The 22,028-nt window shown below is 61.4% G+C and carries 23 protein-coding genes and 1 tRNA gene; 14 read left to right on the top strand and 10 right to left on the bottom strand.

The window, feature by feature from the left end; genetic code table 11:
- Nucleotides 1-4 precede the first annotated feature (4 nt).
- The 5 genes from yfcE (at nt 5) to ABCP74_RS05780 (ending at nt 4,874) form a co-directional block, all read left to right on the top strand.
- Nucleotides 5-553 (top strand): phosphodiesterase, encoded by a 549-nt coding sequence (gene yfcE / locus ABCP74_RS05800; protein WP_343001174.1) that lies wholly within the window; start codon nt 5-7, stop codon nt 551-553.
- A gap of 2 nt (nt 554-555) precedes the next feature.
- Complete coding sequence (gene mazG / locus ABCP74_RS05795; protein ID WP_343001173.1) at nt 556-1,416, top strand: nucleoside triphosphate pyrophosphohydrolase; 861 nt, start codon at nt 556-558, stop codon at nt 1,414-1,416.
- Between the two features lie 189 nt (nt 1,417-1,605).
- Nucleotides 1,606-2,895 (top strand): phosphopyruvate hydratase, encoded by a 1,290-nt coding sequence (eno, locus tag ABCP74_RS05790; RefSeq protein ID WP_117564903.1) that lies wholly within the window; start codon nt 1,606-1,608, stop codon nt 2,893-2,895.
- Between the two features lie 195 nt (nt 2,896-3,090).
- Entirely contained in the window at nt 3,091-3,852 is a 762-nt protein-coding gene (locus ABCP74_RS05785) for a hypothetical protein (RefSeq protein ID WP_343001172.1), read from the top strand.
- Nucleotides 3,853-3,872: 20 nt separating this feature from the next.
- Nucleotides 3,873-4,874, top strand: coding sequence for a Ppx/GppA phosphatase family protein (locus ABCP74_RS05780; RefSeq protein ID WP_343001170.1), 1,002 nt, complete (start codon nt 3,873-3,875; stop codon nt 4,872-4,874).
- 345 nt (nt 4,875-5,219) lie between these two features.
- Here the strand turns inward: ABCP74_RS05780 and ABCP74_RS05775 are convergent.
- A tRNA-Leu gene (locus ABCP74_RS05775) sits at nt 5,220-5,304 on the bottom strand.
- Nucleotides 5,305-5,335: 31 nt separating this feature from the next.
- Nucleotides 5,336-5,959 (bottom strand): hypothetical protein, encoded by a 624-nt coding sequence (locus ABCP74_RS05770; protein ID WP_343001169.1) that lies wholly within the window; start codon nt 5,957-5,959, stop codon nt 5,336-5,338.
- Between the two features lie 163 nt (nt 5,960-6,122).
- Here ABCP74_RS05770 and ABCP74_RS05765 point away from each other — a divergent pair, with 163 nt between their 5' ends.
- Together ABCP74_RS05765 and ABCP74_RS05760 are read left to right on the top strand one after the other, a co-directional pair.
- Nucleotides 6,123-6,410, top strand: coding sequence for a PTS sugar transporter subunit IIB (locus tag ABCP74_RS05765; protein ID WP_055252380.1), 288 nt, complete (start codon nt 6,123-6,125; stop codon nt 6,408-6,410).
- Between the two features lie 11 nt (nt 6,411-6,421).
- Nucleotides 6,422-6,796, top strand: coding sequence for a VOC family protein (locus tag ABCP74_RS05760; RefSeq protein ID WP_343001168.1), 375 nt, complete (start codon nt 6,422-6,424; stop codon nt 6,794-6,796).
- A gap of 75 nt (nt 6,797-6,871) precedes the next feature.
- Here ABCP74_RS05760 and ABCP74_RS05755 read toward each other — a convergent pair whose 3' ends face one another.
- Genes ABCP74_RS05755 through ABCP74_RS05745 form a run of 3 tightly spaced genes read right to left on the bottom strand, consistent with a single transcriptional unit; the run spans nt 6,872 to nt 9,497 of the window.
- Nucleotides 6,872-8,167: a sensor histidine kinase gene (locus ABCP74_RS05755; protein WP_343001167.1), complete on the bottom strand. Its 1,296-nt coding sequence runs from the start codon at nt 8,165-8,167 to the stop codon at nt 6,872-6,874.
- Nucleotides 8,151-8,936, bottom strand: coding sequence for a response regulator transcription factor (locus ABCP74_RS05750; protein WP_343001166.1), 786 nt, complete (start codon nt 8,934-8,936; stop codon nt 8,151-8,153). The genes ABCP74_RS05755 and ABCP74_RS05750 overlap by 17 nt, the downstream gene beginning before the upstream one ends.
- Nucleotides 8,937-8,954: 18 nt before the next feature.
- Nucleotides 8,955-9,497 carry a UBA domain-containing protein gene (locus tag ABCP74_RS05745; protein WP_343001165.1) on the bottom strand — a complete coding sequence of 181 codons (543 nt, stop codon included), beginning with the start codon at nt 9,495-9,497 and terminating at the stop codon, nt 8,955-8,957.
- Between the two features lie 553 nt (nt 9,498-10,050).
- Here ABCP74_RS05745 and ABCP74_RS05740 point away from each other — a divergent pair.
- Nucleotides 10,051-10,290, top strand: coding sequence for a hypothetical protein (locus tag ABCP74_RS05740; protein WP_195361829.1), 240 nt, complete (start codon nt 10,051-10,053; stop codon nt 10,288-10,290).
- Nucleotides 10,291-10,375: 85 nt separating this feature from the next.
- Nucleotides 10,376-11,101 (top strand): metallophosphoesterase, encoded by a 726-nt coding sequence (locus tag ABCP74_RS05735; RefSeq protein WP_343001164.1) that lies wholly within the window; start codon nt 10,376-10,378, stop codon nt 11,099-11,101.
- 122 nt (nt 11,102-11,223) lie between these two features.
- On the opposite strand, the gene ABCP74_RS05730 is transcribed toward ABCP74_RS05735, so the two are convergent.
- The 3 genes from ABCP74_RS05730 to gluQRS form a co-directional block, all read right to left on the bottom strand.
- Nucleotides 11,224-11,697, bottom strand: coding sequence for a GNAT family N-acetyltransferase (locus tag ABCP74_RS05730; protein WP_343001163.1), 474 nt, complete (start codon nt 11,695-11,697; stop codon nt 11,224-11,226).
- The gene (locus ABCP74_RS05725) at nt 11,694-11,960 is read right to left on the bottom strand and encodes a type II toxin-antitoxin system TacA family antitoxin (RefSeq protein WP_158550249.1); all 267 of its coding nucleotides are present in this window, start codon (nt 11,958-11,960) and stop codon (nt 11,694-11,696) included. The genes ABCP74_RS05730 and ABCP74_RS05725 overlap by 4 nt, the downstream gene beginning before the upstream one ends.
- A gap of 103 nt (nt 11,961-12,063) precedes the next feature.
- Nucleotides 12,064-13,065 (bottom strand): tRNA glutamyl-Q(34) synthetase GluQRS, encoded by a 1,002-nt coding sequence (gene gluQRS, locus ABCP74_RS05720; protein ID WP_343001162.1) that lies wholly within the window; start codon nt 13,063-13,065, stop codon nt 12,064-12,066.
- Nucleotides 13,066-13,620: 555 nt separating this feature from the next.
- On the opposite strand from gluQRS, the gene ABCP74_RS05715 reads away from it, so the two are divergent.
- Nucleotides 13,621-15,567, top strand: a complete 1,947-nt coding sequence (locus ABCP74_RS05715) for a DUF2207 family protein (protein ID WP_343001160.1) — start codon at nt 13,621-13,623, stop codon at nt 15,565-15,567.
- Nucleotides 15,568-16,083: 516 nt separating this feature from the next.
- Here ABCP74_RS05715 and ABCP74_RS05710 read toward each other — a convergent pair.
- Entirely contained in the window at nt 16,084-16,725 is a 642-nt protein-coding gene (locus ABCP74_RS05710; RefSeq protein ID WP_343001159.1) for a GNAT family N-acetyltransferase, read from the bottom strand.
- 277 nt (nt 16,726-17,002) lie between these two features.
- Here ABCP74_RS05710 and purH point away from each other — a divergent pair, with 277 nt between their 5' ends.
- The 4 genes from purH to ABCP74_RS05690 all read left to right on the top strand — a co-directional run bounded on the left by purH (nt 17,003) and on the right by ABCP74_RS05690 (nt 21,384).
- Nucleotides 17,003-18,610, top strand: a complete 1,608-nt coding sequence (gene purH, locus ABCP74_RS05705) for a bifunctional phosphoribosylaminoimidazolecarboxamide formyltransferase/IMP cyclohydrolase (protein WP_343001158.1) — start codon at nt 17,003-17,005, stop codon at nt 18,608-18,610.
- Between the two features lie 105 nt (nt 18,611-18,715).
- A complete protein-coding gene (locus tag ABCP74_RS05700; RefSeq protein WP_343001157.1) occupies nt 18,716-19,423 on the top strand; it encodes a hypothetical protein in 708 nt (235 codons plus the stop codon).
- A 236-nt stretch (nt 19,424-19,659) separates the two neighbouring features.
- Nucleotides 19,660-20,331, top strand: a complete 672-nt coding sequence (locus ABCP74_RS05695; RefSeq protein WP_215693267.1) for a response regulator transcription factor — start codon at nt 19,660-19,662, stop codon at nt 20,329-20,331.
- Between the two features lie 9 nt (nt 20,332-20,340).
- Nucleotides 20,341-21,384, top strand: a complete 1,044-nt coding sequence (locus ABCP74_RS05690; protein ID WP_343011743.1) for a sensor histidine kinase — start codon at nt 20,341-20,343, stop codon at nt 21,382-21,384.
- 203 nt (nt 21,385-21,587) lie between these two features.
- Here the strand turns inward: ABCP74_RS05690 and ABCP74_RS05685 are convergent, their stop codons facing one another.
- A complete protein-coding gene (locus ABCP74_RS05685; RefSeq protein ID WP_006235921.1) occupies nt 21,588-22,025 on the bottom strand; it encodes a universal stress protein in 438 nt (145 codons plus the stop codon).
- Nucleotides 22,026-22,028 lie beyond the last annotated feature (3 nt).

Raw genomic sequence — 22,028 nt, 5'->3', positions numbered from 1 at the left:
CACCATGAAATACCTCATCGCCTCCGACATCCACGGCTCGGCATACTGGACCGAGCGCCTGGTCACCGCCATCGAGTCCGAGCAGCCCGACCGCATCGTCCTGCTGGGTGACCTGCTCTACCACGGTCCGCGTAACGACCTGCCGCGCGACTACGCCCCCAAGCGCGTGATTCCGCTGCTCAACGCCCTGGCTGACCGAATCATCGCGGTGCGCGGCAACTGTGATGCCGAGGTCGACCAGATGGTGCTCGACTTCCCGGTCATGGCGGACTACGCCACGCTGTTCGACGAGACCGGCCGCGAGCTGTTCCTGACGCACGGCCACGTTTTTGGCGCCGGCATGCACAACAGCGTCGACCACGCGCCCGCGCTGCCCGAGGGCTCCGCGCTCGTCTACGGTCACACGCACATCAAGGTTAACGAGGCAAGCGAGGCGCACCCGGGCCTGTGGCTTTTCAACCCCGGCAGCGTGAGCATCCCCAAGGACGGCACGCACAGCTACGGCATCTACGAGGGCGGTGCGTTCCGCCACGTGATCCTGGAGGAGGAATAACCATGGCGCAGCATATGGCTCAGCAAAATGCCGAGGGCTCGCGCGATCTGTCCACGCTGGTAGACGCGTCGGCCGAGCTGCAGCATCTGGTGCAGACCATCTGGCGTCTGCGTCAGCCCGATGGCTGCCCGTGGGACCGTGAGCAGACGCACCGCAGCATTGGCAAGAACATGATCGAGGAGGCCTACGAGGCGCTCGACTGCATCGAGGCGGACGACGCGGTTCACCTGCGCGAGGAGCTGGGTGACGTGCTCATGCAGGTGGCGCTGCACGCGCAGATCGCGGCGGACGCCGGCGAGTTTACGCTGGCCGACGTGGCGCGCGATATCAATGCCAAGCTCATCCGTCGCCACCCGCACGTGTTTGGCGATGTAGATGCCGACAGCTCCGACGAGGTACTCAAGATTTGGGACGAGGTCAAGCTTGCCGAGAAAGCCGCCAAGGACAAGGCCGTGGCGGCGGGCGAGGCCGCGCCCGAGGGCCTGCTCGACGGCGTGCCCACGCATCTGCCGGCGCTGATGCAGGCTCAGAAGGTGTCGCGCAAGGCGACTGCCGTGGGCTTTGAGTGGGAGACGGTCCAGGACGTGTGGGACGAGGTCGCCGAGGAACGTGCCGAGTTTGAGGCCGAGGCCCCTGGCTCGCCCGAGCGCGAAATGGAGTTTGGCGACCTGCTCTTTGCCTTGGTCAACGTCGCGCGCAAAGAGGGGATCGACGCCGAGAGTGCCCTGCGCGCCAGCACGGCAAAGTTCCGCCGTCGCTGGGCCGCGATGGAGCAGATGGCGTCCGATGCCCACGTTGATCTTGCCGAGCTTTCGACCCACGGCCTCAACGACCTGTGGGATGCCGCAAAGGCGGAGGAGTAAGACTGCGGGAACGACGGGCTGACACGCCTCATCGTTCCCGCTAAATTTTTCGAAAATCAAGTGTATCCCTCGGCTAACTTAGGGCATAATGCAAAAAGTGCGACATGGCTAACTTACGGAGGCGCACCGATGGTGCACGGTCAGCCGGTCGCTTGCATCCACTACGTTTCCAAGTGAGAGGGAGACAACATGAGCGATATTTTGGACGTCTACGGTCGCGAGGTACTCGACAGCCGCGGCAATCCCACCGTCGAGGTCGAGGTCGTACTCGAGGACGGCAGCTTTGGCCGCGCAATGGTGCCTTCGGGTGCTTCGACCGGCGCCTTTGAGGCCTGCGAGCTACGCGATGGCGACAAGGGCCGCTACCTGGGCAAGGGCGTTTCGCAGGCCGTCGAGCACGTCAACAACGAGTGCGCTAACGCCGTCGTGGGCCTCGACGCCTTCGACCAGCGCGCCGTCGATGCCGCGCTGATTGCCGCGGACGGTACCCCCAACAAGACCAAGCTCGGTGCCAACGCCATCCTGGGCGTGTCGCTGGCCGTTGCCCGCGCCGCCGCCGAGTCGGCGGGCCTGTCGCTGTACCAGTACCTGGGCGGCGTCAACGCTCATCTGCTGCCCACACCTATGATGAACATCCTCAACGGCGGCGTGCATGCCGACAATAACGTCGACTTCCAGGAGTTCATGATCATGCCGGTGGGCGCCCCGAGCTTTGCCGAGGGCCTGCGTTGGTGCGCCGAGGTCTACCACACCCTCAAGGGCGTGCTGCACGAGGCCGGCCTGGGCGGCGGCGTGGGCGACGAGGGCGGCTTTGCACCCAACCTTAAGACCAATGCCGAGCCGTTCGAGTACATCACCAAGGCCGTCGAGAAGGCCGGCTTTAAGCCCGGCGTCGACTTCATGTACGCCATGGACCCGGCCTCGACCGAGTTCTACAACGCCGAGACCGGCATGTACGAGCTCAAGGGCGAGGGCGTGGAGTACACGAGTGCCCAGATGGTTGATTACTGGGAGAAGCTCGTCGACACCTATCCCATCATCTCCATCGAGGACGGCATGGCCGAGGAGGACTGGGACGGCTGGGTCGAGCTTACCCGCCGCATTGGCAATAAGGTGCAGCTCGTAGGCGACGACCTGTTCGTCACCAACACCGAGCGCCTCAAGAAGGGCATTGAGCTGGGCGCCGCCAACGCGATCCTGGTCAAGGTCAACCAGATCGGTACGCTCACCGAGTCGCTCGAGGCCATCGAGACCGCCAAGGAGGCCGGTTACGCCTGCATCGTGAGCCACCGCTCCGGCGAGACCGAGGACTCCACGATCGCCGACCTGGTCGTGGGCGTCAACGCCGGCCAGATCAAGTCGGGCGCCCCGTGCCGCAGCGACCGTATCGCCAAGTACAACCAGCTCATCCGCATCGAGGACGAGCTCGAGGGCAGCGCGCGCTACGCCGGCAAGGCCGCGTTCTACAACATTCGCTAAACGGGCGAATTTGGCGAGGGGGAGGCTGACTCGGCTCCGCCCCGCCTTGGCTGGACGCCGCAAAGCGCTGTGGGCGCTGGGCCATATGGCTCAGCGCCTTTTTTATGTCGAGCAAAGGCTGCCGAAGGTGGTGCGCGCGCTCGTGCTATAACTAGAATACTTAGCGCAAACAAACCTCAACCGCACAAGGCGCACATGGATCAGATTTACGACAACAGGTACTATTCCGCCGGTTCGCGTGAGCCGTCGCCTCGCCGTGCGCGCACGGTGCAGCTCGGTGGGTCCGCCTACGCCGGCGCCGACCGCTCCACGCAGCGCCCGACAAGTACCTCGCGCCCCAGTGCTCAAGTGAATACTTCGGCAGATGGACCGGTGCGCCCGGCACGTTCGTCGCATGCATCGCGTCCCTCGACTCAGGCACACGACAAATCGAGCAGGCCCTCGAACCGTCTTTCGGGCTCGGACTTTATGCACTACGCCAACGACAACGCGGTGGTCAAGGCGATCTACGACTTTACCCACGGTCCTCAGCGAGGGCTATTCATCGGCATCGTCGTTGCCCTGGTGCTCGTGAGCCTGTATTTCCCCGTGCGCGACCTGTACGTGGCAAAGCGTTCGAGCGATATCTTGGCTAAGCAGGTCGAGATTCGCCAGCAATACAATGATGGGCTGCAAAAAAGCGTCGACAAGCTGCTCTCGGAGGAGGGTATCAAGGATGCGGCATCCGAGGACCTGGGCTTGGTGATGCCCGGCGAGAAGAGGATTGAAGTGCAGGGCCTGGACGGCGATTCGGATGCCTTGTCGAGCCAGAAGTCGTCGAACGCCAAGAAGGCCAGCGAAGTTGCCAAGGAAATCGAAGAAGTCGGTAAGGACGCGCCGTGGTACATCCAAGCGCTCGACATGCTGTTTGGATTTAACGGCGTCGAGGGCCAGACGGTCGTGTCCAACGGCAAATAGCGCCCGGAGGGGAGCCCGCAATGACAAATTGCAAACGCTATAAGGTGGCCGCGATCGACCTGGGAACGGTGTCGTCGCGACTGGTGTTGGCCCAGGTCGAGGGCGGGGCGATTGTGGAATCGTCCAAGCATACCGAGATTACCGACTTGGGTGAAGGCGTGGACGCGACGGGGCGCTTTTGCGAGGCGGCTGTCGAGCGTGTGCTCGATGCGTGTCACATGTTTGTGGATGAGGCGCGCGCCTTTGGAGCCGCGTGCGTCTGTACCACCTGCACGAGTGCCGCGCGCGATGCGTCCAACGCCGCGCTGCTGCTGGACGGCCTGCGCGGGCTGGGGCTCGAACCGCAGGTGATTCCGGGCGAGGTCGAGGCGCGCCTGACGTTTTTTGGCGTGGCGCACGACTTTGCCGGTGAACGCATTATCGTCGCCGATTCGGGCGGCGGCTCCACGGAGCTCGCGACGGGCGTATACGCTCCGGAGCGCGGGGTCTTTGCGCTGGAGGGAACGCGCTCGCTGGACATCGGTTGCCGGCGCGTGACCGAGCGGTTTTTCTCTGCGCTGCCGCCGTCGACGAACGAGCTTGCGGCTGCCGCCGCGTGGGCGGGCGAGCAGTTCTCCGCCTATTTTGAAGGCCTACCCAGTGACTTTGAGCGTGCTGAGCGCCTCGTTGCGGTGGGCGGTACCGTCACCACGCTCGTGGCGCTGGTCCACGAACTGGAGCCGTACGACTCGAACTTTGTGCACCTGCGCGAGCTTTCGATGGAGCAGATCTCGGACGCTATCGATCATATGTCTGCGCTGGATGTTGCAGGCATTGCCGCGTTGCCAGGCGTGCAGTCCAAACGCGCGGGCGTGATTCTCGCTGGCGCCGTGGTAATTCGCGAGCTCATGCGAGCTGGCGGTTACAAGACGCTCACCGTAAGCGAGAACAGCCTACTCGCCGGCATGGCCGCCACCATCAACGAAACTCTCGACGGCGCGACTCCCACCATCGCCTGGACCCCGAGTCTGAGTGCTCTTTAACCGTCTTCCTCTGAGTTGCGGTGAAATAGTTCCTAAATAAGCTGGTAAACGGTATAAACAGGATCTATTCCACCGCAACTTAGAGCCCCGCCGGCATCTAAAAGAAACGAGCCCGCATCCCTTGGGGACACGGGCTCGAAAGCTCCATATGGTAGGGGCGGTGGGACGTCCGCGTATTTGCTGCGCAAATCCGCACCGGCTTCGGCCGCCTGCCGGCGCCCTCGCCGGCTCGCTGCGGACGCTGCGCGTCCGCTTGACGCTCGCCCCCTCGCGGGTTCGAGCCCCACCGGCGCCCAAAAGAAGCAAGCCCGCATCCCAAAGGGACACGGGCTCGTAGACAATACATGGTAGGGGCGGTGGGACTCGAACCCACAATCCTTGCGGCGAGAGATTTTAAGTCTCCTGCGTATGCCAATTCCGCCACGCCCCCGTGAGACTAGAAGTCTAGCACAAGCCGCCCGTTACGCGTTGACAGCCATCGAGTGCCGGCCCGACTTTTCCAAGTACTCGGCAAACTTGGCCTCGTCGCCTTTGTTCTTGTACTGTAGGGCCAACAGGTACTCCAAGCGGCAACCCTTAACCTTATCGTCGCCGACATCCTCGAGCATGCGCTCCAGCTCGGGAATGTCGTTGTGGCGCTTGAGGATCATCGTGTCGTACATCAGTTGGCATTCGTGCGCAACTGCCTCGGCCTGACCGCCCTCAAAGCCCTTGATCTCGTGCAACAGCTCTTTGGACTTTTTGCGGTCCTCTTGGCCAACATAGTAGTTAAAGGCTTTGATCACCAGGTCGACGCGCTGCATCTTGGGGAGGTTGAGCCCCAGCAGCAGGTCGAACATCTCGCTGGCACGCTCGTGGTCCTCGCGCAGCAGATAGGAGTTCAGGCGCAGGTAGTCGCGGTTGTAGCGTGGGTACAGCATGCTGGTGAGTTTGCCGTCGAGCAAACGATCGAACTCGTCCCACTTCTTGGCAGCCATAAGCTGCTGCAGGCGCTTAAACGTGGTGCGTTTTTTGACGCTAAAGAACACCGACACGGCGATGCAGATGATAACGACGGCGGTCCAGAGTGTGCGGGAATCGGGCATATTAGGGTCCTTAGTCGCTCGTAAAACAAGCGGTATGACAACACGTACTAGATGTATTATACGCAGCGCGCAAGCAAACTAGCATAAAAGCTCATCGAGGCTGAGTGCCATCGCTCGCTGCGGTACACTTACCTAAAGTAAACCATGAAGGGAGATATTACCTATGAAGAAGATCGTTTTGGCTTGCGGTGCTGGCGCTGCTACTTCCACGCTCGTTGCCCAGAAGGTCGCTACCATGCTCGACGCCAATGGTTATGCCGGCAAGTATGAGATCGTGCAGTGCGCCATCTCTGAGGCCAAGGACGCTTGCGACGAGGGCGCCGACCTGCTGATCGCCACCACCGTTGCCCCCGAGGGCCTCACCTGCCCGTACGTGAGCGGCGTGCCCTTCATGACCGGCATGAACCGCGTTGCTGCCGAGAAGGCCGTCCTTGACGTTATGGCTCAGTAGGCGCTGCCTGTATGAATGAGCAGAGCGCCAATCCGGTCGAGCTCTTTGGCATGCGCGTTGCCCATGTGGGCATTAACGCCACCGACCCGGCAGATGCCTTGGAGATTGCGGAGCTGTTCTCGACGATGATGGGCCTGCCCGTTATCGAGACCCCCGTTTCGTACTTTAACGATTCGCTGGTCGAGATCATGAAGCAGAACGGTCGTGGCGCCAAGGGCCACATTGGCTTTGCCGTCAACGACATCGATGCGGCCGAGAAGTGGTTTGCCGAGCGCGGGCTCGAGGTCAACGAGGAGTCGCGCGTGCTGCTGCCCGACGGCGGCACCAAGCTCGTGTACTTTAAGCGCGAGTTCGCCGGCTTCGCCGTGCATCTGTGCCGCGAGTAGTGCACAAGCTACCATAGCTAGCAAAAAGGGATAGGGCCGCGTGGTCCTATCCCTTTATTTATGCCGAGGGGCTTCCTACCGCGGCAGGCGAATCGTAAAGCGGCTGCCGACGCCCTCGACCGAGGTCACGCCGATGACGCCGCCGTGGCTGTCGACGATCCACTTGGCAATGGCAAGCCCCAGACCCGAGCCCTGCGCGCCGGCATCGCGTGCGTTGTCGGCGCGGTAGAACCGTTCAAACGCGTGAGCCGCGGATTCCTGGTTCATGCCGATACCCTCGTCCTCAACGCTTATGTCGATCGTGCCCGCGCCCGCATCCGGCGCTACGCCAAATGTGATGGTCGTTCCCGCATCCGAGTACTTGGCGGCGTTTTGCACGATCACGCGCAGAGCCTGCTTCACGAGCGCCACGTCGACGGACGCGTCGCAGCGCGGGTCGCCGGCAAGCGTGGTGTCGTACGCCAGCCGATACGTGTGCGCGGCGTCGATCATCTGCGATTCCTCGCATACCTCGCCGACCAGTGCGGCCAGGTTGGTATTCGCGCGCCGCAGGACCGTGCGCCCGGCATCGCCGCGTGCCAAAAACAGCAGCTGTTCCACGAGCTCCTGCATGTGTTCGCTTTCGGCCTTGAGCGAGGCGATGGACTCCGCCAGCACGTCCGGGTCGTCTTTGCCCCAGCGGTCGAGCATGTTTACGTAGCCCTGAATCACCGCGATGGGCGTGCGCAGCTCGTGGCTTGCATCGTTGACAAAGCGCATCTGCTGCAGCTTGGCCTCTTGCATCTGGCGCAGCAGTCGGTTGAGCGCGACCTCGATGCTTGCCAGGTCGGCGTCGCCGGTGGTGACGCTCGGCGAGTCGACGCTTGCGCGCTCGATGGCCTGCTCCAGTGTTTCCATCTTGCCGCCGGCGAGTTGCATGCGACCGAGTTCGTCTACGCGCAGGGCCAGGTCGTTGAGCGGTGCCATAGTGCGGCGCACGCGGCGGGCGCCGCCGAGCATGTTGAGCACGCCGATGACCTGCCAACCCACAACGACAAGGTAGAGAGGCCATAGCGTGACGAGGTCCTGCGCGAGGGGGAAGGTCTTGCTGGTACGCGCAAGCTCGACGGTATAGGTGAGCGTTGTCAGGTCCCAGCCGCGCGCGGGCGTCAGCGACATGCCGCGAACGGTGGCGCTGGGGATCCATCCTGCGGTAAACGCGCCGTTGGGCAGCGTCTGGTTGTATCCATAGACGAGGATCGCCGCCGCAATAACCAACAGCAACAGATCGAGCCAGACGTAGCTCATCAAGCGGCGCCACATATAGCTCCAGTTGATGGCGCGGGCGATGGAGGTGACGCGCTTGGCCTCGGCGTTACGCGCGGCAGACATAGCCCACCCCGCGCACAGTCTGGATGATGCGGGTACCACCGGCGTCCTCGATCTTGGCACGCAGGTGCGCGATGTGTACGTCGACGTTGTTGGTGTCGCCCACGTATTCGTAGCCCAGCGCTTCGTGCGCGATGCGCTCGCGCGTGAGCACGGTCTCGGCATACGCCATAAGCAGGGCGAGGACGTCGAACTCGCGGGCCGTGAGCGCGATGGGCGAGCCGCCGACCATGACTTCGCGGCGGTCGAGATTGAGCGCGACCGAGCCCACGGCGAGCGTGGCGGAGGAGGGAGAGGCAGAAGCCTGGGTCGAGTCGCTGACCGGGGGTATCGCAGTGGGTCCGACACCCGCGCCGCCTGCCGTGCCCGCCCCAGCACCGGCGCCGCTAACGCCCGAAGCCGTCCATGCGGCCTCCGAGCGCTTCAGCGCCACGCGAATCCGTGCGAACAGCTCCTCAATCGCAAATGGCTTGGTCAGGTAATCGTCGGCGCCGGCATCGAGCCCGGCCACCTTGTCCATCACGGCATCGCGCGCGGTGACCATAATCACCGGCACATCCTTGTGCTTGCGGACGCGCCGCAGGACCTCCATGCCGTTGAGTTGCGGCAGCAGTACATCGAGCAGAATCAGATCGTAGTCGCGCTCCAGTGCCAGGTCCACGGCGGTGCGGCCGTCGGCGGCGTGCTCCACCTGGTAGCCCTCGTGCTCCAGCTCGAGCGTCACAAAGCGGGCGATTTTCTCCTCGTCCTCTACGATCAGGATCCGTGCCATGCGTGCCCCCGTCTGCGATTACTTGTCGTCGTTGAGATTTTGCTTGATGTCGTCTGCGGCATCGGCAGCGTGATTCATAAGGTTGTTGATGCTGCCGGGTACGTCGCCGTCGCTGTCGATGCGGTAGCGCATGCCAAAGAACAGGCCAATCAGCATCAGCCATATCGTGGCACCCCAGGCAAACAGCGCGACGATGGGGATCAGGATGGGGATGTTGAGGATGATCGCATCGCGGCGCGTGGCGATAAACTTGGTGTCCAGGCTCAGACGGAAGAGCTTTTTGAGGTACTCCCACACGCTGTCCATTTTCTTGGAGAAGTCGGTCTTTTCGCTCGACTTTTCGTAGGCGGCCTGCGCGGCGACCATCTCGGCCGAGGGCTCATCGACTGGCGCGGACTCGGTGGCGGCGTGCGCCGACGTGGTCTGGGTCTTGCCCTGCGACTCGAGCCAAATGATGGCGTCCAAAACGTTGCCGTCGGCGGCGTCGAGCGCGGCCTTGGCATCGGTGTAGTTCACGTTGCACTTGGTGCGGATGGTTTCAACTTTTTCGAGGTCGTCCATGACCTGTCCTTTCGTTCGATGGATGCGACGCCGGGCGATTTGCCCGGGCGCGAGCGTTGCGTTCGGCGGCCTGCGCGGCGCCGCCCCGCCCTTGGTCGAACTCTATAGTGCAGGTTATAGATTAAGCGATTCTTGAGCCAAGATTAATGTTGGATGAGTTTTTGGGTGGCGGTGGGGAAGGGAGAGGTGTCCTTCTGGGTAGCTAGCAGCAAGGTCTAATACTTTTCCGAGAAGTGAACGAGCTAAAACGGACCCCCGAAGCATCGACACTTTAAAGGTGCCGCTTCCTGCGGTTTCGGCGCTGAAATCCTGCGATTTTGCCGCCGAAAAATGCGGATGTTTCAGGGGTTCAAAAACAGCCGTTCACTTCTCGGGAAAAGTATTAGACCTCGATAGCGGGGGGATGGGGTGCCGGTGCAAAACGGCGTCAAAGGTTGGTCGAGCAGGCGGTTTCTCCATTGATGTCCGCACGGCATGTGACACTTACCCTGCCGCCCCGCTCTGCCGCGGCGGCATGCGTCTGAACAATGACCCTCTAAGGAGTTCGATATTGATGAGTGACAACACCAAGCATCTCGCAAAGAAGTGCGCCAAGGACGCGGGACCGTGCCTCGCGCTGTGCGTAGCCGGCGCAGCGGTCGCGCTGCTGGCTGTTCTGGGGCCATTCGACGTGCTCCGAAGTACCAGTTCCCTGCACGTTTGCATGGCCCTTGCCGGCGCCATGATGACTGGCGGCGTGCTTGATCTGGTTTTTTGGGTGCTTGACCCGTTTGGATGGAAGAACGAGGGGTAAGCCCTAAGGGATGGAAGGGCTGGAACGGTTAGCTTAGTAATCGTGCAGGATGTGGGCTAGCGACTTGCAGGGAAGTGGTGATCCGATGACGGTCTATGTGACGGGCGATATTCACGGCGGCGTCGACATGCAAAAGCTTCGCGACTGGGATCTTGGGGATGGTCTGACGAGTGACGACTATCTCATCATCGCGGGCGACTTTGGCTTTCCGTGGGATTTCTCTGCCGAGGAATGCGCCGATATCGCTTGGCTGGAGTCGCGCCCCTATACGTTGCTGTTTGTCGACGGCAACCACGAGCGTTTCGATCACTGGTCGGAGCGCCCCATGGAGTTGTGGCACGGCGGGCTGACGCAGCGCCTGTCGGATACCTCTCCCATACGGCGCCTGACGCGTGGCGAGACTTTCGAGCTCGATGACTCAATGATCTTTACCATGGGCGGCGCCACGAGCGTGGACAAGGAATATCGCATTCCGTATTCCAGCTGGTGGCCGCAGGAGCTTCCGGACGAGCGCAACTTTGAGGAGGCGCGGGCAAAGCTCGACAGCGTGGGCTGGAAGGTCGACTACGTGATCACCCACACCTGCTCCACGCGCATGCTTTCGCCCACGCTTTATCCGGCACCCGGCTGGAATTACCCCGCCGTTGATCGGCTTACGGCATTTTTCGATGAGCTGGAAGACCGCTTGGATTACAAGCGCTGGTACTACGGGCATATTCATCGGGATGCCAACCCTGCCGAGCGCCATACCGTGCTCTACGACTGCATCGTTCGCCTGGGCGACGAGCTCCAGCCCTGGGATGTTGCGTAGGGGCGGGCATAGCGAGCGCTTCATACGATGCCTTGGGTAGTTACCCTACATTTCAGTAGTAATCAATATCTGTAGGGTAACTTAAGGCATGCTGGGAGCTGGAGGAGATGTCGCCCGACGATCTAGAGTTTCAGCGCCATTCGGTTGGTGCCGGGTAAGGTGGCGAAGCCAAAATGTTCATAGAATGCTGCCGCCTCATCATCTACTGGATCGACAACCAATGCTCGCGCTCCTGCTAGGGCAGATATTTTCAAGGCGTTCTCGATGGCATCTTTGAGCAGTGAAGCTCCAAGACCAAGCCCCTTGAACTTCTCATCGACCCCCATCATTCCAAGCAGCACTGTGGGGACTTGGGAGGGGGAGTTTCGCAAGAACCATCCTCCATCAACATTTTCGCGAGCCACGGAGTGCGTGCACAACGTATAAAACCCAGCGACTGCGCCGTCGCAATACGATGCGTATATAACTGCTGATCCTCTTCTTCGCGCCGAGGCTGATCTGTTTTTAGCCCATCCGTCTACAAGAGTATTTCCGCAGTGGAAAGCCTCGATGCCTTGGCCAACGGGGAGTTGAACGGGCTTGGTAAATGTGCTCATTCCCAAACCGCTTTACGGTCAAGCAGCGCTTTTGCGGCTTGGGGCATGGGGGAATCGAGCATTTCGCAAAATGCATCGAAACCATCAGGAGAAAGATAGGTTGTTGACGCCTCGGCGATATCACGTGCGGAGCTCTCGTCAAGGTGAGCTGTGGCCCATTGGGTGAGAGTTTGGCCACGTAAGGCCGCGGCGCGCTCGTAAGTAAGGCGTTGACGTTCGGTCAACCTTAGATCCATACGGCGTTGTTTCTCAATCGTTGGCATGGCAAAAACCTCCTTTGCATAATTGTACGGAATTATTCCGTACATAACAAGACACAGAATTATGTCCTCGTTGAAGGGGGACGAGGGGGCGGGGCGTATTTGGCTACTCAGCCGTTAAAGTGATGTTTTCCCGGTGCGCACGGATGACGTCCCAGCTAAAGTGCTCGACCAGCTGCTCGGCAGAGCGCGGCGTGGTGTCCGGCGCGATGCCTGTTTGCCCGGCGAGCCAGCCCAGCAGCGCCTCGGGCGTGCCAAAGCGAGCGCGGAGTTCGCCCAGGTCCAGATCGCGGTCGCGCTTGGAAAGGCGGCGTCCGTCCGGTGACATGAGCAGCGGGATGTGCGCGTAGTGCGGCGTGGGCAGTCCCAGTAGATGCTGCAGGTAGATTTGGCGGGGCGTGGAACCAAGCAGGTCACATCCGCGCACGACCTCGGTGACGCCCATGGCAGCGTCGTCGACCACCACGGCCAGCTGATAGGCAAAAACACCATCGCTGCGGCGCACCAAAAAGTCGCCGCACTCGGTGGCGAGCGCCTCGCATTGGGCACCATACGTGCGGTCCACGAATTCGATCACATCGTCTGCGAGGTCGTCGACGACGGGCACGCGCAGGCGCGTGGCCGGAGCGCGCAGGATGCTGCGGCGGGCAACCTCTTCGGCAGAAAGGCCTCGGCAGGCGCCGCGGTAGATGGGCGTGCCGTCGCTCGCGTGCGGCGCGCTCGCGGCGTGGAGCTCGGCGCGCGTGCAAAAGCAGGGATAGGTGAGGCCGACGTCTTGCAGCCGGCGCAGGGCGTCCTCGTACAGGTCGAGGCGATCGTGCTGGTAGTAGGGGCCTTCGTCCCACTCAAGCCCTAGCCAGGCCAGGTCGTCAATCAGTTGAGCGGCAAGTTCCGGGCGCTTACAGCGATCGTCCAGGTCCTCGATACGCAATACGATGCTGCCGCCCTGGCTGCGGGCCGAAAGCCATGCGCACAGGCAGCTGAACACGTTGCCCAAGTGCATGCGGCCCGAGGGCGACGGGGCAAAGCGGCCCACGACGGGGGTGGGCGCTGCCGTTGCTGGTACGTCCGCGGCGTGTGTTGCTATGTTGCGTGCGTTGATATCCATGCGGACGAGTATAGCGCGGGGTGCGGTGGGGGAGACGCTGCCGTGGCCTGCAAGTTGCCGTGGCCGCGCGTTGCGCGTGCCGGACCACCGGCTCGACAGCTCGATCGCGCCCGCCAGCCAACCCCTCAAACGACAGAAACCCCGGCAGCTCTTCGCAACTGCCGGGGTCTCCGCGGAAAAGGGGGACATGATCCTCAAGCGAACGGCAAAGGGGCAAACCGTTTTCGCTCAACTGCTTTATGCCCCTCGGTTGGCGGCTCAATCAACGCGTGCCGCGCCCACACAAAGCCACTACACCTGTGATGGAGCTATGAAGTGGTATCTATTGCCGGAGCGGGACTCGGCCAAAGAGCGTCCCAAACGACAAATTTGTTGCTGTCCGTCGGTTCAACTCAATGACCCGTTTTCCTCCGTCTCCAATAGATCATTTTCTAGGTGCCGGGCGCGGGCGTGACTTTTGTCCCAATTGACGCCCCGCTTGCCTAGACGGTCGTGTCGTACGCTCGCAAACGTGGGACAATAACGCTGTTGGTACCACAGACAAAGGATGTGCCTATGAACGCCCTCGCCGCCAAAGTCAGCCGGCAGCGCCGCCTGTTTGCGCGATTTGCTTCCGTCTGCGCACTCGTCGCGCTTGCATTGCTGCTACTGCCCGCCGCCGCACACGCCGACGGTTATTCCATGACCCAAACCTACATCAGTGCTACGGTCGAGGCCGATGGCTCGCTGACCGTTGTCGAGGGACGCCAGTTTGATTTCGACGACGACATCAACGGCGTGTTTTGGGAGATCAATGCGGGCACCAACCAGCAGGGCGGCACGGCGGACGTTGACGTGCTGAGTGTCGAGGAAGAGGACACCGCGTTTAACAAAGTCGATAGCGCGAACAAGGGCGATTCTGGCGTCTACACGGTCGAGCAGGCCGGTGACGGCGTAAGGATTAAGGTGTTCAGCCCCCACGAGAGCGGCGACAGCGCGATCTATTACGTGAGCTACACCATGACCGGTGCGGTCATGAACTGGGCCGATACTGCCGAGCTCTACTGGAAGTTTGTGGGCGACGGCTGGTCCGCGGACTCCGACGATGTCGAGATGGAAGTGTACTTCGCAAATGCCGCTGCCGGGACGGCGGCCGTCAAGGGCGATAACTTCCGCGCATGGGGCCACGGCCCGCTGACGGGCGATGTATCGCTCGATGCGGACGAACCCATGGTCACCTATACCATTCCCTGCGTGCATCAGGGCGAATTCGCCGAGGCACGCATCGCCTTCCCTAGCGACTGGGTGCCGCAGCTTGCCGCTTCGGGCGAAGAGCGCATGTCAACGATCCTGAGCGAAGAGAAGGAATGGGCCGACGAAGCTAACGCCCGCCGTGAGCACGCGCGTGCGGTTGCCAGCGCGATTGCCGTGGCGTGTGTTGTCGTGGCGGTTGCCTATACCGGCGTGATCGTGATGCTCAAGCTGCGCAGGCCCAAGCCCAAGCCGCTCTTCCAGGACGAGTACTTCCGCGATGTACCCTCCGCTGATCATCCCGCGGTGCTTGCAACTCTTATGAGCTGGAACGACGTGCCCGATCAGGCATATATCGCCACGCTGATGAAGCTGACCGACGACCGCGTGATCAAGCTGGAAGAAGCGACCGAGACCAAGAAGAAGGGTCTGCTCCGTCGCGAAAAAGAGGAGCAGACGTATCGCATCACAGTGACCGACGAGGCCTGGAAGGCTGCCAAGAAGGACGGCATCGATCGCGATGTGCTCAAGGTCTTCTTCGCCGGCGTTAAGCCCGATAAGGACGGAGTCCGTTCGCGCACGTTTAGCGAGCTGGAGGAGTACGCTAGCGAGCGCACCACATCTGTTGGCGACAAGCTCGAGGACTATCAGAGCACAGTTAAGGGCAAGCTGGAGGCGCGCGAGCTTATCGCCTCGGACGGCACCGTCGCCCTGGTTGCCGGCTTGGTTCTCGGCATCATCATTGTCTTTGGCATTTTGGGCTCTCTGTTCTATACCGACTTTGCGGACGCCAACGTCGGTGCCGCTATGATCTCGATCCCCGTCACGATTGTGGGCTTTGTCCTGAGCTGCACCTTCCGCCGTTACACGTCGGAGGGCGCCGAGGTGGCGGCTCGCTGCAAGGCGCTCAAGCATTGGCTCGAGGATTTTACGCGCCTGAAGGAGGCCGTCCCCAGCGATCTGATCTTGTGGAACAAGCTGCTGGTGATGGGCGTTGCCCTGGGCGTTTCGAAAGAAGTGCTGCGACAGCTGGCCGAGGCCGTGCCTGCGGACCTGCGCAACAGCGACGATTTCTACGACAACTACCCCTGCTACTGGTGGTATTACCATCACTACGGCAACGAGTCTCCGCTCGATTCGTTCAACGACGTGTACCACGAGACCATCCGCGAGCTGGCTTCGAGTTCCGATAGCTCGAGCGGTGGCGGAGGCGGTGGCTTCTCGGGCGGCGGAGGCGGAGGCGTCGGCGGAGGCGGCGGCGGAACGTTCTAGCGAGCGCTTGCTTTGGGGTGGATCTTTCTGGGCGGTTGCCAGGGAAGATTCATCCCATTTTTGTGCATCGAAACGGGCCATACTTTCCGCTGCGGACCTTCGCGCAAGGGGCAGTGGGCAAAAAATGCCAAATATGAGTACTGTTGCCTAGATTGTCACATTTGTTTGTACTAAATAATGGACTCCTAACGATATTATTTCTCGTTAGGAGTCCATTTTATTGTACATTTGGGGAGATACGTTAGTTCATCCGACGCGCCGAGACGCCTAAGAGACCCGAAAAAGCCGAATTGCGCTGCTACTAAAAAGGTAACAGTACTCATTTTTGATGTTTTTTGACCACAGCTATTTGCAGACCCCCTATAGGGCGATGCCAACGAGGGCTTCGGCGGCCGTTTTGATCAAGACTGTCCCCAACGACTAGTCATTTAAGAACGTCCCCAACGACTAGGTGTGGTTGCTGCCAAGGAGTGTCCCGGGGTGCCGGCATAAAAGGAACGTCCCTAACTGCCAGGTTTAGGCTGTTAGGTCGAGTTCGTAGAGGAAGCTTTCGCGCGGCATGTCGTGACGGCGCTCTTCGCGGTTGGCACGGTGCGTGGCCGTGCGCTTAAAGCCGTGCAGCTCGTAGAACTTCCACGAGCAGTTGGAGTCGGTGTACAGGTGCGCCCTCGTCGCTCCAAGCGAGGACAGGTGCGAGACCGCGGCATCGAGCAGAACCGTGCCAACGCCCAGGCCATGGACATCGCGATCCACGGCAAGCAGCGTGACCTCGTTGTCGTGCGGCAACGGGCTGCTCTCGAGCAGGCGGTTGTTGGTTCGGATGGTTGCGCGCACAAACGAGAGATATTCGGCGCAGGCATCAGGCTCCAGCTCACGCATCTGCGACAGCAACGCGCGTTCGGTATCCATCCAATGCTCGTTGATAGTGACGCTGGAGTTCTGTCCTGCGCGTGCAAGTGCAATGCCGCGCGCCTCGCCGTCAATCACCGCAACCTGTGAAAACGTCGACGACGAAAGGCAGTAGGCGAGGTCGCACGCGGCCTCGAGGCGGTTGTACTCATCGTTATCCGAATTGTTATGCCAAAGCTGCTGCAGAATCAGCGCGATGGCGTCGAAGTCTTCGGTATCAAACGGTCGGTAGAGAACCCGCGAGACCATGGTGCCTCTTTCTTTTGCGGATGCATATCGAGCACAGTTCTACCACGCCATTGGCATCAAATTATGGTGCCCCTGTGTTCCATGAACTCACCGTGCCCGGTGCTGCGCCCATCCCCTCCGCTCGCAAACTTTTTCTGCACATGCGCCCGTTGCGGGGTGCATCGATGCGCTCGATGCGCTACATTGAATCAGTATTTTCAATGCCGCTGCGCGAGCGCTGCAGATCGACGTATCACCGACTCACAGAGCACGGCGGCGTACCAGACAGGAGGACTGCATGGGATCTGATGTGAAGATCGCACGCGCGTTGATCTCGGTTACCGATAAGACGGGCGTCGTCGATTTCGCACGGACGCTGGTCGATGACTTTGGCGTCGAGATCATCTCTACGGGCGGCACGGCTCGTGCCATCGAGGACGCGGGCGTTCCCGTAACCCCCATCGAGGAGTTCACGGGCTATCCCGAGATGATGGACGGCCGCGTTAAGACCCTGCACCCCAAGGTCCACGGCGCGCTGCTGGCCCGCCGCGATTCCGAGCAGCACATGCAGGAGGCCGCTCAGCACGGCATTAAGCTGATCGACCTGGTCGTCGTTAACCTGTATGAGTTTGAGAAGACCGTCGCCAACCCCGAGGTCACCTTCGCGGACGCCATCGAGCACATCGACATCGGTGGCCCCTCCATGCTGCGCTCTGCCGCCAAGAACGCTACGAGCGTTACCGTCATTTCCGACCCGGCCGACTATGATGCCGTCCTGGCCGAGATGCACGAGACCGGTGGCTGCACCACGCTTTCCACCCGTCGTCGCCTGCAGGTGAAGGTCTACCAGACCACCGCCGCCTACGACACGGCTATCTCCCGTTGGCTTGCCGCCCAGGCAAGCGACGTGGCGGATACCTCTGCCAAGCTCGAGATTTCGTTGGAGAAGGTCGACGACCTGCGCTATGGCGAGAATCCTCAGCAGAAGGCTACGGTCTACCGCTTTGCCGAGGGCTGCGAGAACACCGCGAGCTCGCAGTTCCCGCTCGTTGGCTCCGAGCAGATCCAGGGCAAGCCGCTCAGCTACAACAACTATCTGGATGCCGACGCCGCTTGGAACCTGGTCCGCGAGTTCGACGAGCCGGCCTGCGTGATTCTCAAGCACCAGAACCCCTGCGGCTCCGCCGTTGCCGAGGACATTACGTCTGCTTACGACCGCGCCTTCGCCTGCGATCCCAAGAGCGCCTTTGGCGGCATCATCGCCTGCAACCGCGAGGTTCCTTATGAGCTGGTCGAGCACTTTGCCGATCAGAACAAGCAGTTCGTCGAGGTTATCATCGCCCCGAGCTACACTGCCGAGGCGCTCGAGCGCATGGTCAAGCGCCCCAACCTGCGCGTGCTGGCCACCGGCGGCGTGGACCACGGCGCCCAGGTGGAGCTGCGCTCCATCGACGGCGGCATGCTGGTGCAGGAAGTCGACCACGTGACCGAGGATCCCGCGACCTTTACGTTCCCCACCGACCGCAAGCCCACCGACGCCGAGATGGCCGAGCTCGAGTTTGCCTGGAAGGTCTGCAAGGGCGTCAAGTCTAACGCCATCCTGGTCTCCAAGGGCAAGGCCGGCATTGGCATGGGCCCCGGTCAGCCCAACCGCGTTGACTCCGCACTGCTGGCCTGCGAGCGTGCCGAGGACTTCTGCGAGCGTGAGGGCGTGGAGAAGGGCGGCTTTGCCTGCGCAAGCGACGCATTCTTCCCGTTCCGCGACAACGTCGACGTGCTTGCCGCGCACGGCGTGACCTGCATCATCCAGCCCGGCGGCTCCAAGCGCGATGACGAGAGCATTCAGGCCTGCAACGAGCACAATATTGCTATGGTCTTTACCGGCGCCCGCCACTTTAGGCACTAAGTTTCGCCCCGGAACAAAATAATCTCTGCAAAAGACGGCTGCTCCGTTTGGAGGGCCGTCTTTTTGGTATAAGAGGACGGAATGACTAACACGAAAGGTACAACCATGCCCCAGATTGATGATGCCGAGCTGTTTGGCAATGCCGAGGATCAGCGTGCGTACGAGGACTTTTGCGCCAATCAGGAGGCGGTCGAGAAGTTCACGCTCGACAAGCCCGCGCTTATCTGCCGCTGGCGCATGTCCAACAAAAAGGTGCCCATGCTCAACCGCCACATTCGTGCGCTGTCCGAGCGCCTGGTGCAGGGCGAGCCGCTTACCCATAACATGCTCAGCTGGGCCAAACAGCACGTTGAGTGGTCGCTTGCCGAGGGCGATTACACCGCACGCGACGGCGTGCTCATGCTGGTGATCGACGTTAACGGCAACGCCGCCATGACGGTGGGGGAGTACGAGCCGCTCGCCGATACGTCGGCCAAGGCGCTGCGTGCCCGCTCCGCCGAGGCCCGCTCCGAGGCCGACGAAACCGGCGTGGCGCCCGAGCTGCTCGCCGCTGTCAACAACGGCGAGCTCGCCTTTGTGGCGCCGGCGGACGAGTTTCTGTGCGGCACGGCGACGCTCATCGAGCAGCTGGCCCAGACCAAGGGCATCCCGGTCACGCGCGTAGACATTCCCGCGCAGCTTAAGGGCGCGCTGTTCCTGGTGAGCGACGAGCACGGCGTGGTTCCCGCCGACGATACCGATGCCGCCGAGGCGGACGCTGCTATGGTCACCTTCTTCGCCGACGGCTACGAAAAGCTCCGCGCCCGTCGCTAAATGATTTTTCTGGGACGGGGATTAAAGAATCATTCCATCTCTGCATACATGCGTACGCTCGAGTAGAGGCTCGAGGTCGAAGTGATGGGGCCGATCGGTTTAGGACCGGTCGGCCCCTATTTTCTCTTAAGGCTATCGAACACTTTTGTCATATTAGGTGCCCACGGGGTCGTATCGTTGCGACGCCGTGGGCATAATGGTGTGGAAGGTGCAAGTTACGCGAAATGGGAGGACACATGGCGCTGATCTATGTCGTTGAGGACGACGAGCCCATTCGTCGTGAGCTTATCGACATCCTTGCCCGCGCCGGGTTTGAAATCGAGGCCTGCGAATCGTTTGAGCATGTCTCGCGCGATATTCTCGCCGCCGCGCCCGACCTGGTGCTGCTCGACCTCACACTTCCCGTCAAGGACGGCCAGCATATCTGCCACGAGGTTCGCCGCGAATCCGAGGTTCCCATTATCGTCCTCACGTCGCGCACGACCGAGATCGACGAGGTCATGGCCATGACGCTCGGCGCGGACGACTTTGTTCCCAAGCCCTACAGCGCCCGTGTGCTCGTGGCGCGCATCAACGCACTGCTGCGTCGCACCGCGGCGGCAGGCGAGCGCAGCACACTTGTCCACAAGGGGCTGGAGCTCGACCTCGCCCGCTCCATGGTTACCAACACGCAAACCGGCACTAGCACCGAGCTCACCAAAAACGAGCTGCGTATCCTCTCACTGCTTCTGAGCCGCGCGGGCAAGATTGTTTCGCGCTCGGCCATCATGCAGGACCTGTGGGACTCCGACGCCTTCGTGGACGACAATACGCTCACCGTCAACATCAACCGCCTGCGCACCACGCTCGAAAAAATCGGCATCAAGGGGTATTTGACAACGCACCGCGGCCAAGGCTATTCGGTCTAGGGGCCGGCTATGTCGTTTGGCAAGTTCTTTAAAGACGCGCTGCTTCCCGTCGCCGTGTGGACGTGCGGCGTGCTGCTGAGCTGCTTTGTGCTGACGGTCGCCGGTGCACCCGTCTCTATCGTGGTCGTGGCGGTCGGCGTGTCCTTTATCTTTGGCATGCTTGGCATCGTGATCGAATACGCGCGCCGTCGTCGTTTTCTGCGCCAGCTGGAGCGTGCGGCAGAGGAGCTCGAGAGTCCCGCATGGGTGCAGGAGATGGTGCAATGTCCGACCTATGCCGAGGGCGAGCTCGAGTATGAGGTCTTGCGTCGGGTGGGCAAAACCGCTTGTGACGAGGTTGCCGAAGGCAGGCGCCAGACCGATGACTATCGCGACTATATCGAGAGCTGGGTCCACGAGGCCAAGCTGCCTCTGGCGGCAGCCCATCTGATTTTGGAAAACCTGGACGGCAGCGAAGATGACCTGTCGCGCGTAGATGACCTCGGTCGCGAGCTGGCTCGCGTGGAGCGCTATATCGACCAGGCGCTGTACTACGCGCGCTCGGAGGTTGTGGAGCGCGATTACCTGATTCGACGTTGGAACCTCAAGGCTCTGGTGACGGGCGCAATCAAGGCCAATGCGCGTGAGCTCATCGCGGCACACGTGGCGCCGGTGTGCGAGAACCTCGACTTTGAGGTCTTTACCGACGAGAAGTGGCTCGAGTTTATTCTGGGCCAGCTCATTCAGAACAGCATTAAATATGCGCGTGAGGACGGCGCAAAGATCGTGTTTTCGGGTGCGTTGCTGGACGAGGGCCTGGCGAGCGAGCGCATCGAGCTTACCGTCGCGGACAACGGCTGCGGCGTGAGCGCGGCCGACCTGCCGCGCGTGTTCGAGAAGGGCTTTACCGGCGACAACGGCCGTACCACCAAGCGCGCAACGGGCATCGGCCTCTACCTGGTGGCGCGTCTGTGCTCCAAGATGGGCATCGACGTCACCGCGGCATCCGATTCCGGCGAAGGCTTTGTCGTAACATTCGCTTTTTCAACGAATAAGTTTCAATATTTCGAGTAACGCACGCGGCAGACGTCCGCCCAAACAAAACGTGCCGCCCCAAACGGGACGGCACGCCATTTTTCTATCAGACAACTCGTTGAAGTAAGGCTGCGAAGGCCGCGGGGCCGGGAGGGGTTTCCTAAGGGCACATCCCGCAGCCGCAACGCGGCGAGGACGTGCCCGTGGAAACCCCGCAGGCCCCGCGGCCGGTGGGAGCAACGCTACTTCACGACCAAGATGTCGCAGTCCGTGTTGCGCAGCAGGAACGTCGAAATCGAACCCAGCAGCGCATACTTGATTGAGGACAGGCCGCGGGCGCCGCAGAGCACCAGGTCGGGCTTAACCACGTCGAGCATCTCGTCCTTGAGCGTCTCGCGAATGCGGCCGGCGCGAATCATGACCTCGACCTCGGGAATATCGGGATTGGCCTTGGCCTCTTCGAGCTGCTTGGCGATGGAGTTCTTAAATGCCTCCTCCAGGCCGTTGACCAGATCGACCGGATAGGAACCGGCGCTCTCGAGTGCCGTGGAATCGATAACGTGGCCGATAATCAGCTTGGCGCCGTTGTTCGCGGCGACCTTGATGGCGCGTGCGAGCACAAAATCCTGCTGCTCAGTACCGTCGAGTGAAACAAATACCTTGGTGTAGCCCTCGTTCATGGT

Origin of the sequence: Collinsella aerofaciens (assembly GCF_039062315.1) — a bacterium.
GTDB lineage: Bacteria > Actinomycetota > Coriobacteriia > Coriobacteriales > Coriobacteriaceae > Collinsella > Collinsella aerofaciens_BG.
This window is presented reverse-complemented; position numbering and strand designations above follow the sequence as displayed.

What these genes read in the sequence shown, in the direction of transcription:
- purH (WP_343001158.1), top strand. Translation starts at nt 17,003, where the DNA reads ATGGGATCTGATGTGAAGATCGCACGCGCGTTGATCTCGGTTACCGAT.
- ABCP74_RS05730 (WP_343001163.1), bottom strand. Translation starts at nt 11,697, where the DNA reads ATGAGCACATTTACCAAGCCCGTTCAACTCCCCGTTGGCCAAGGCATC.
- eno (WP_117564903.1), top strand. Translation starts at nt 1,606, where the DNA reads ATGAGCGATATTTTGGACGTCTACGGTCGCGAGGTACTCGACAGCCGC.
- ABCP74_RS05740 (WP_195361829.1), top strand. Translation starts at nt 10,051, where the DNA reads ATGAGTGACAACACCAAGCATCTCGCAAAGAAGTGCGCCAAGGACGCG.
- ABCP74_RS05750 (WP_343001166.1), bottom strand. Translation starts at nt 8,936, where the DNA reads ATGGCACGGATCCTGATCGTAGAGGACGAGGAGAAAATCGCCCGCTTT.
- ABCP74_RS05755 (WP_343001167.1), bottom strand. Translation starts at nt 8,167, where the DNA reads ATGTCTGCCGCGCGTAACGCCGAGGCCAAGCGCGTCACCTCCATCGCC.
- ABCP74_RS05735 (WP_343001164.1), top strand. Translation starts at nt 10,376, where the DNA reads ATGACGGTCTATGTGACGGGCGATATTCACGGCGGCGTCGACATGCAA.
- ABCP74_RS05785 (WP_343001172.1), top strand. Translation starts at nt 3,091, where the DNA reads ATGGATCAGATTTACGACAACAGGTACTATTCCGCCGGTTCGCGTGAG.
- ABCP74_RS05710 (WP_343001159.1), bottom strand. Translation starts at nt 16,725, where the DNA reads ATGGTCTCGCGGGTTCTCTACCGACCGTTTGATACCGAAGACTTCGAC.
- ABCP74_RS05765 (WP_055252380.1), top strand. Translation starts at nt 6,123, where the DNA reads ATGAAGAAGATCGTTTTGGCTTGCGGTGCTGGCGCTGCTACTTCCACG.
- ABCP74_RS05695 (WP_215693267.1), top strand. Translation starts at nt 19,660, where the DNA reads ATGGCGCTGATCTATGTCGTTGAGGACGACGAGCCCATTCGTCGTGAG.
- ABCP74_RS05700 (WP_343001157.1), top strand. Translation starts at nt 18,716, where the DNA reads ATGCCCCAGATTGATGATGCCGAGCTGTTTGGCAATGCCGAGGATCAG.
- yfcE (WP_343001174.1), top strand. Translation starts at nt 5, where the DNA reads ATGAAATACCTCATCGCCTCCGACATCCACGGCTCGGCATACTGGACC.
- ABCP74_RS05690 (WP_343011743.1), top strand. Translation starts at nt 20,341, where the DNA reads ATGTCGTTTGGCAAGTTCTTTAAAGACGCGCTGCTTCCCGTCGCCGTG.
- ABCP74_RS05780 (WP_343001170.1), top strand. Translation starts at nt 3,873, where the DNA reads ATGACAAATTGCAAACGCTATAAGGTGGCCGCGATCGACCTGGGAACG.
- ABCP74_RS05760 (WP_343001168.1), top strand. Translation starts at nt 6,422, where the DNA reads ATGAATGAGCAGAGCGCCAATCCGGTCGAGCTCTTTGGCATGCGCGTT.
- ABCP74_RS05725 (WP_158550249.1), bottom strand. Translation starts at nt 11,960, where the DNA reads ATGCCAACGATTGAGAAACAACGCCGTATGGATCTAAGGTTGACCGAA.
- gluQRS (WP_343001162.1), bottom strand. Translation starts at nt 13,065, where the DNA reads ATGGATATCAACGCACGCAACATAGCAACACACGCCGCGGACGTACCA.
- mazG (WP_343001173.1), top strand. Translation starts at nt 556, where the DNA reads ATGGCGCAGCATATGGCTCAGCAAAATGCCGAGGGCTCGCGCGATCTG.
- ABCP74_RS05685 (WP_006235921.1), bottom strand. Translation starts at nt 22,025, where the DNA reads ATGAACGAGGGCTACACCAAGGTATTTGTTTCACTCGACGGTACTGAG.
- ABCP74_RS05770 (WP_343001169.1), bottom strand. Translation starts at nt 5,959, where the DNA reads ATGCCCGATTCCCGCACACTCTGGACCGCCGTCGTTATCATCTGCATC.
- ABCP74_RS05745 (WP_343001165.1), bottom strand. Translation starts at nt 9,497, where the DNA reads ATGGACGACCTCGAAAAAGTTGAAACCATCCGCACCAAGTGCAACGTG.
- ABCP74_RS05715 (WP_343001160.1), top strand. Translation starts at nt 13,621, where the DNA reads ATGAACGCCCTCGCCGCCAAAGTCAGCCGGCAGCGCCGCCTGTTTGCG.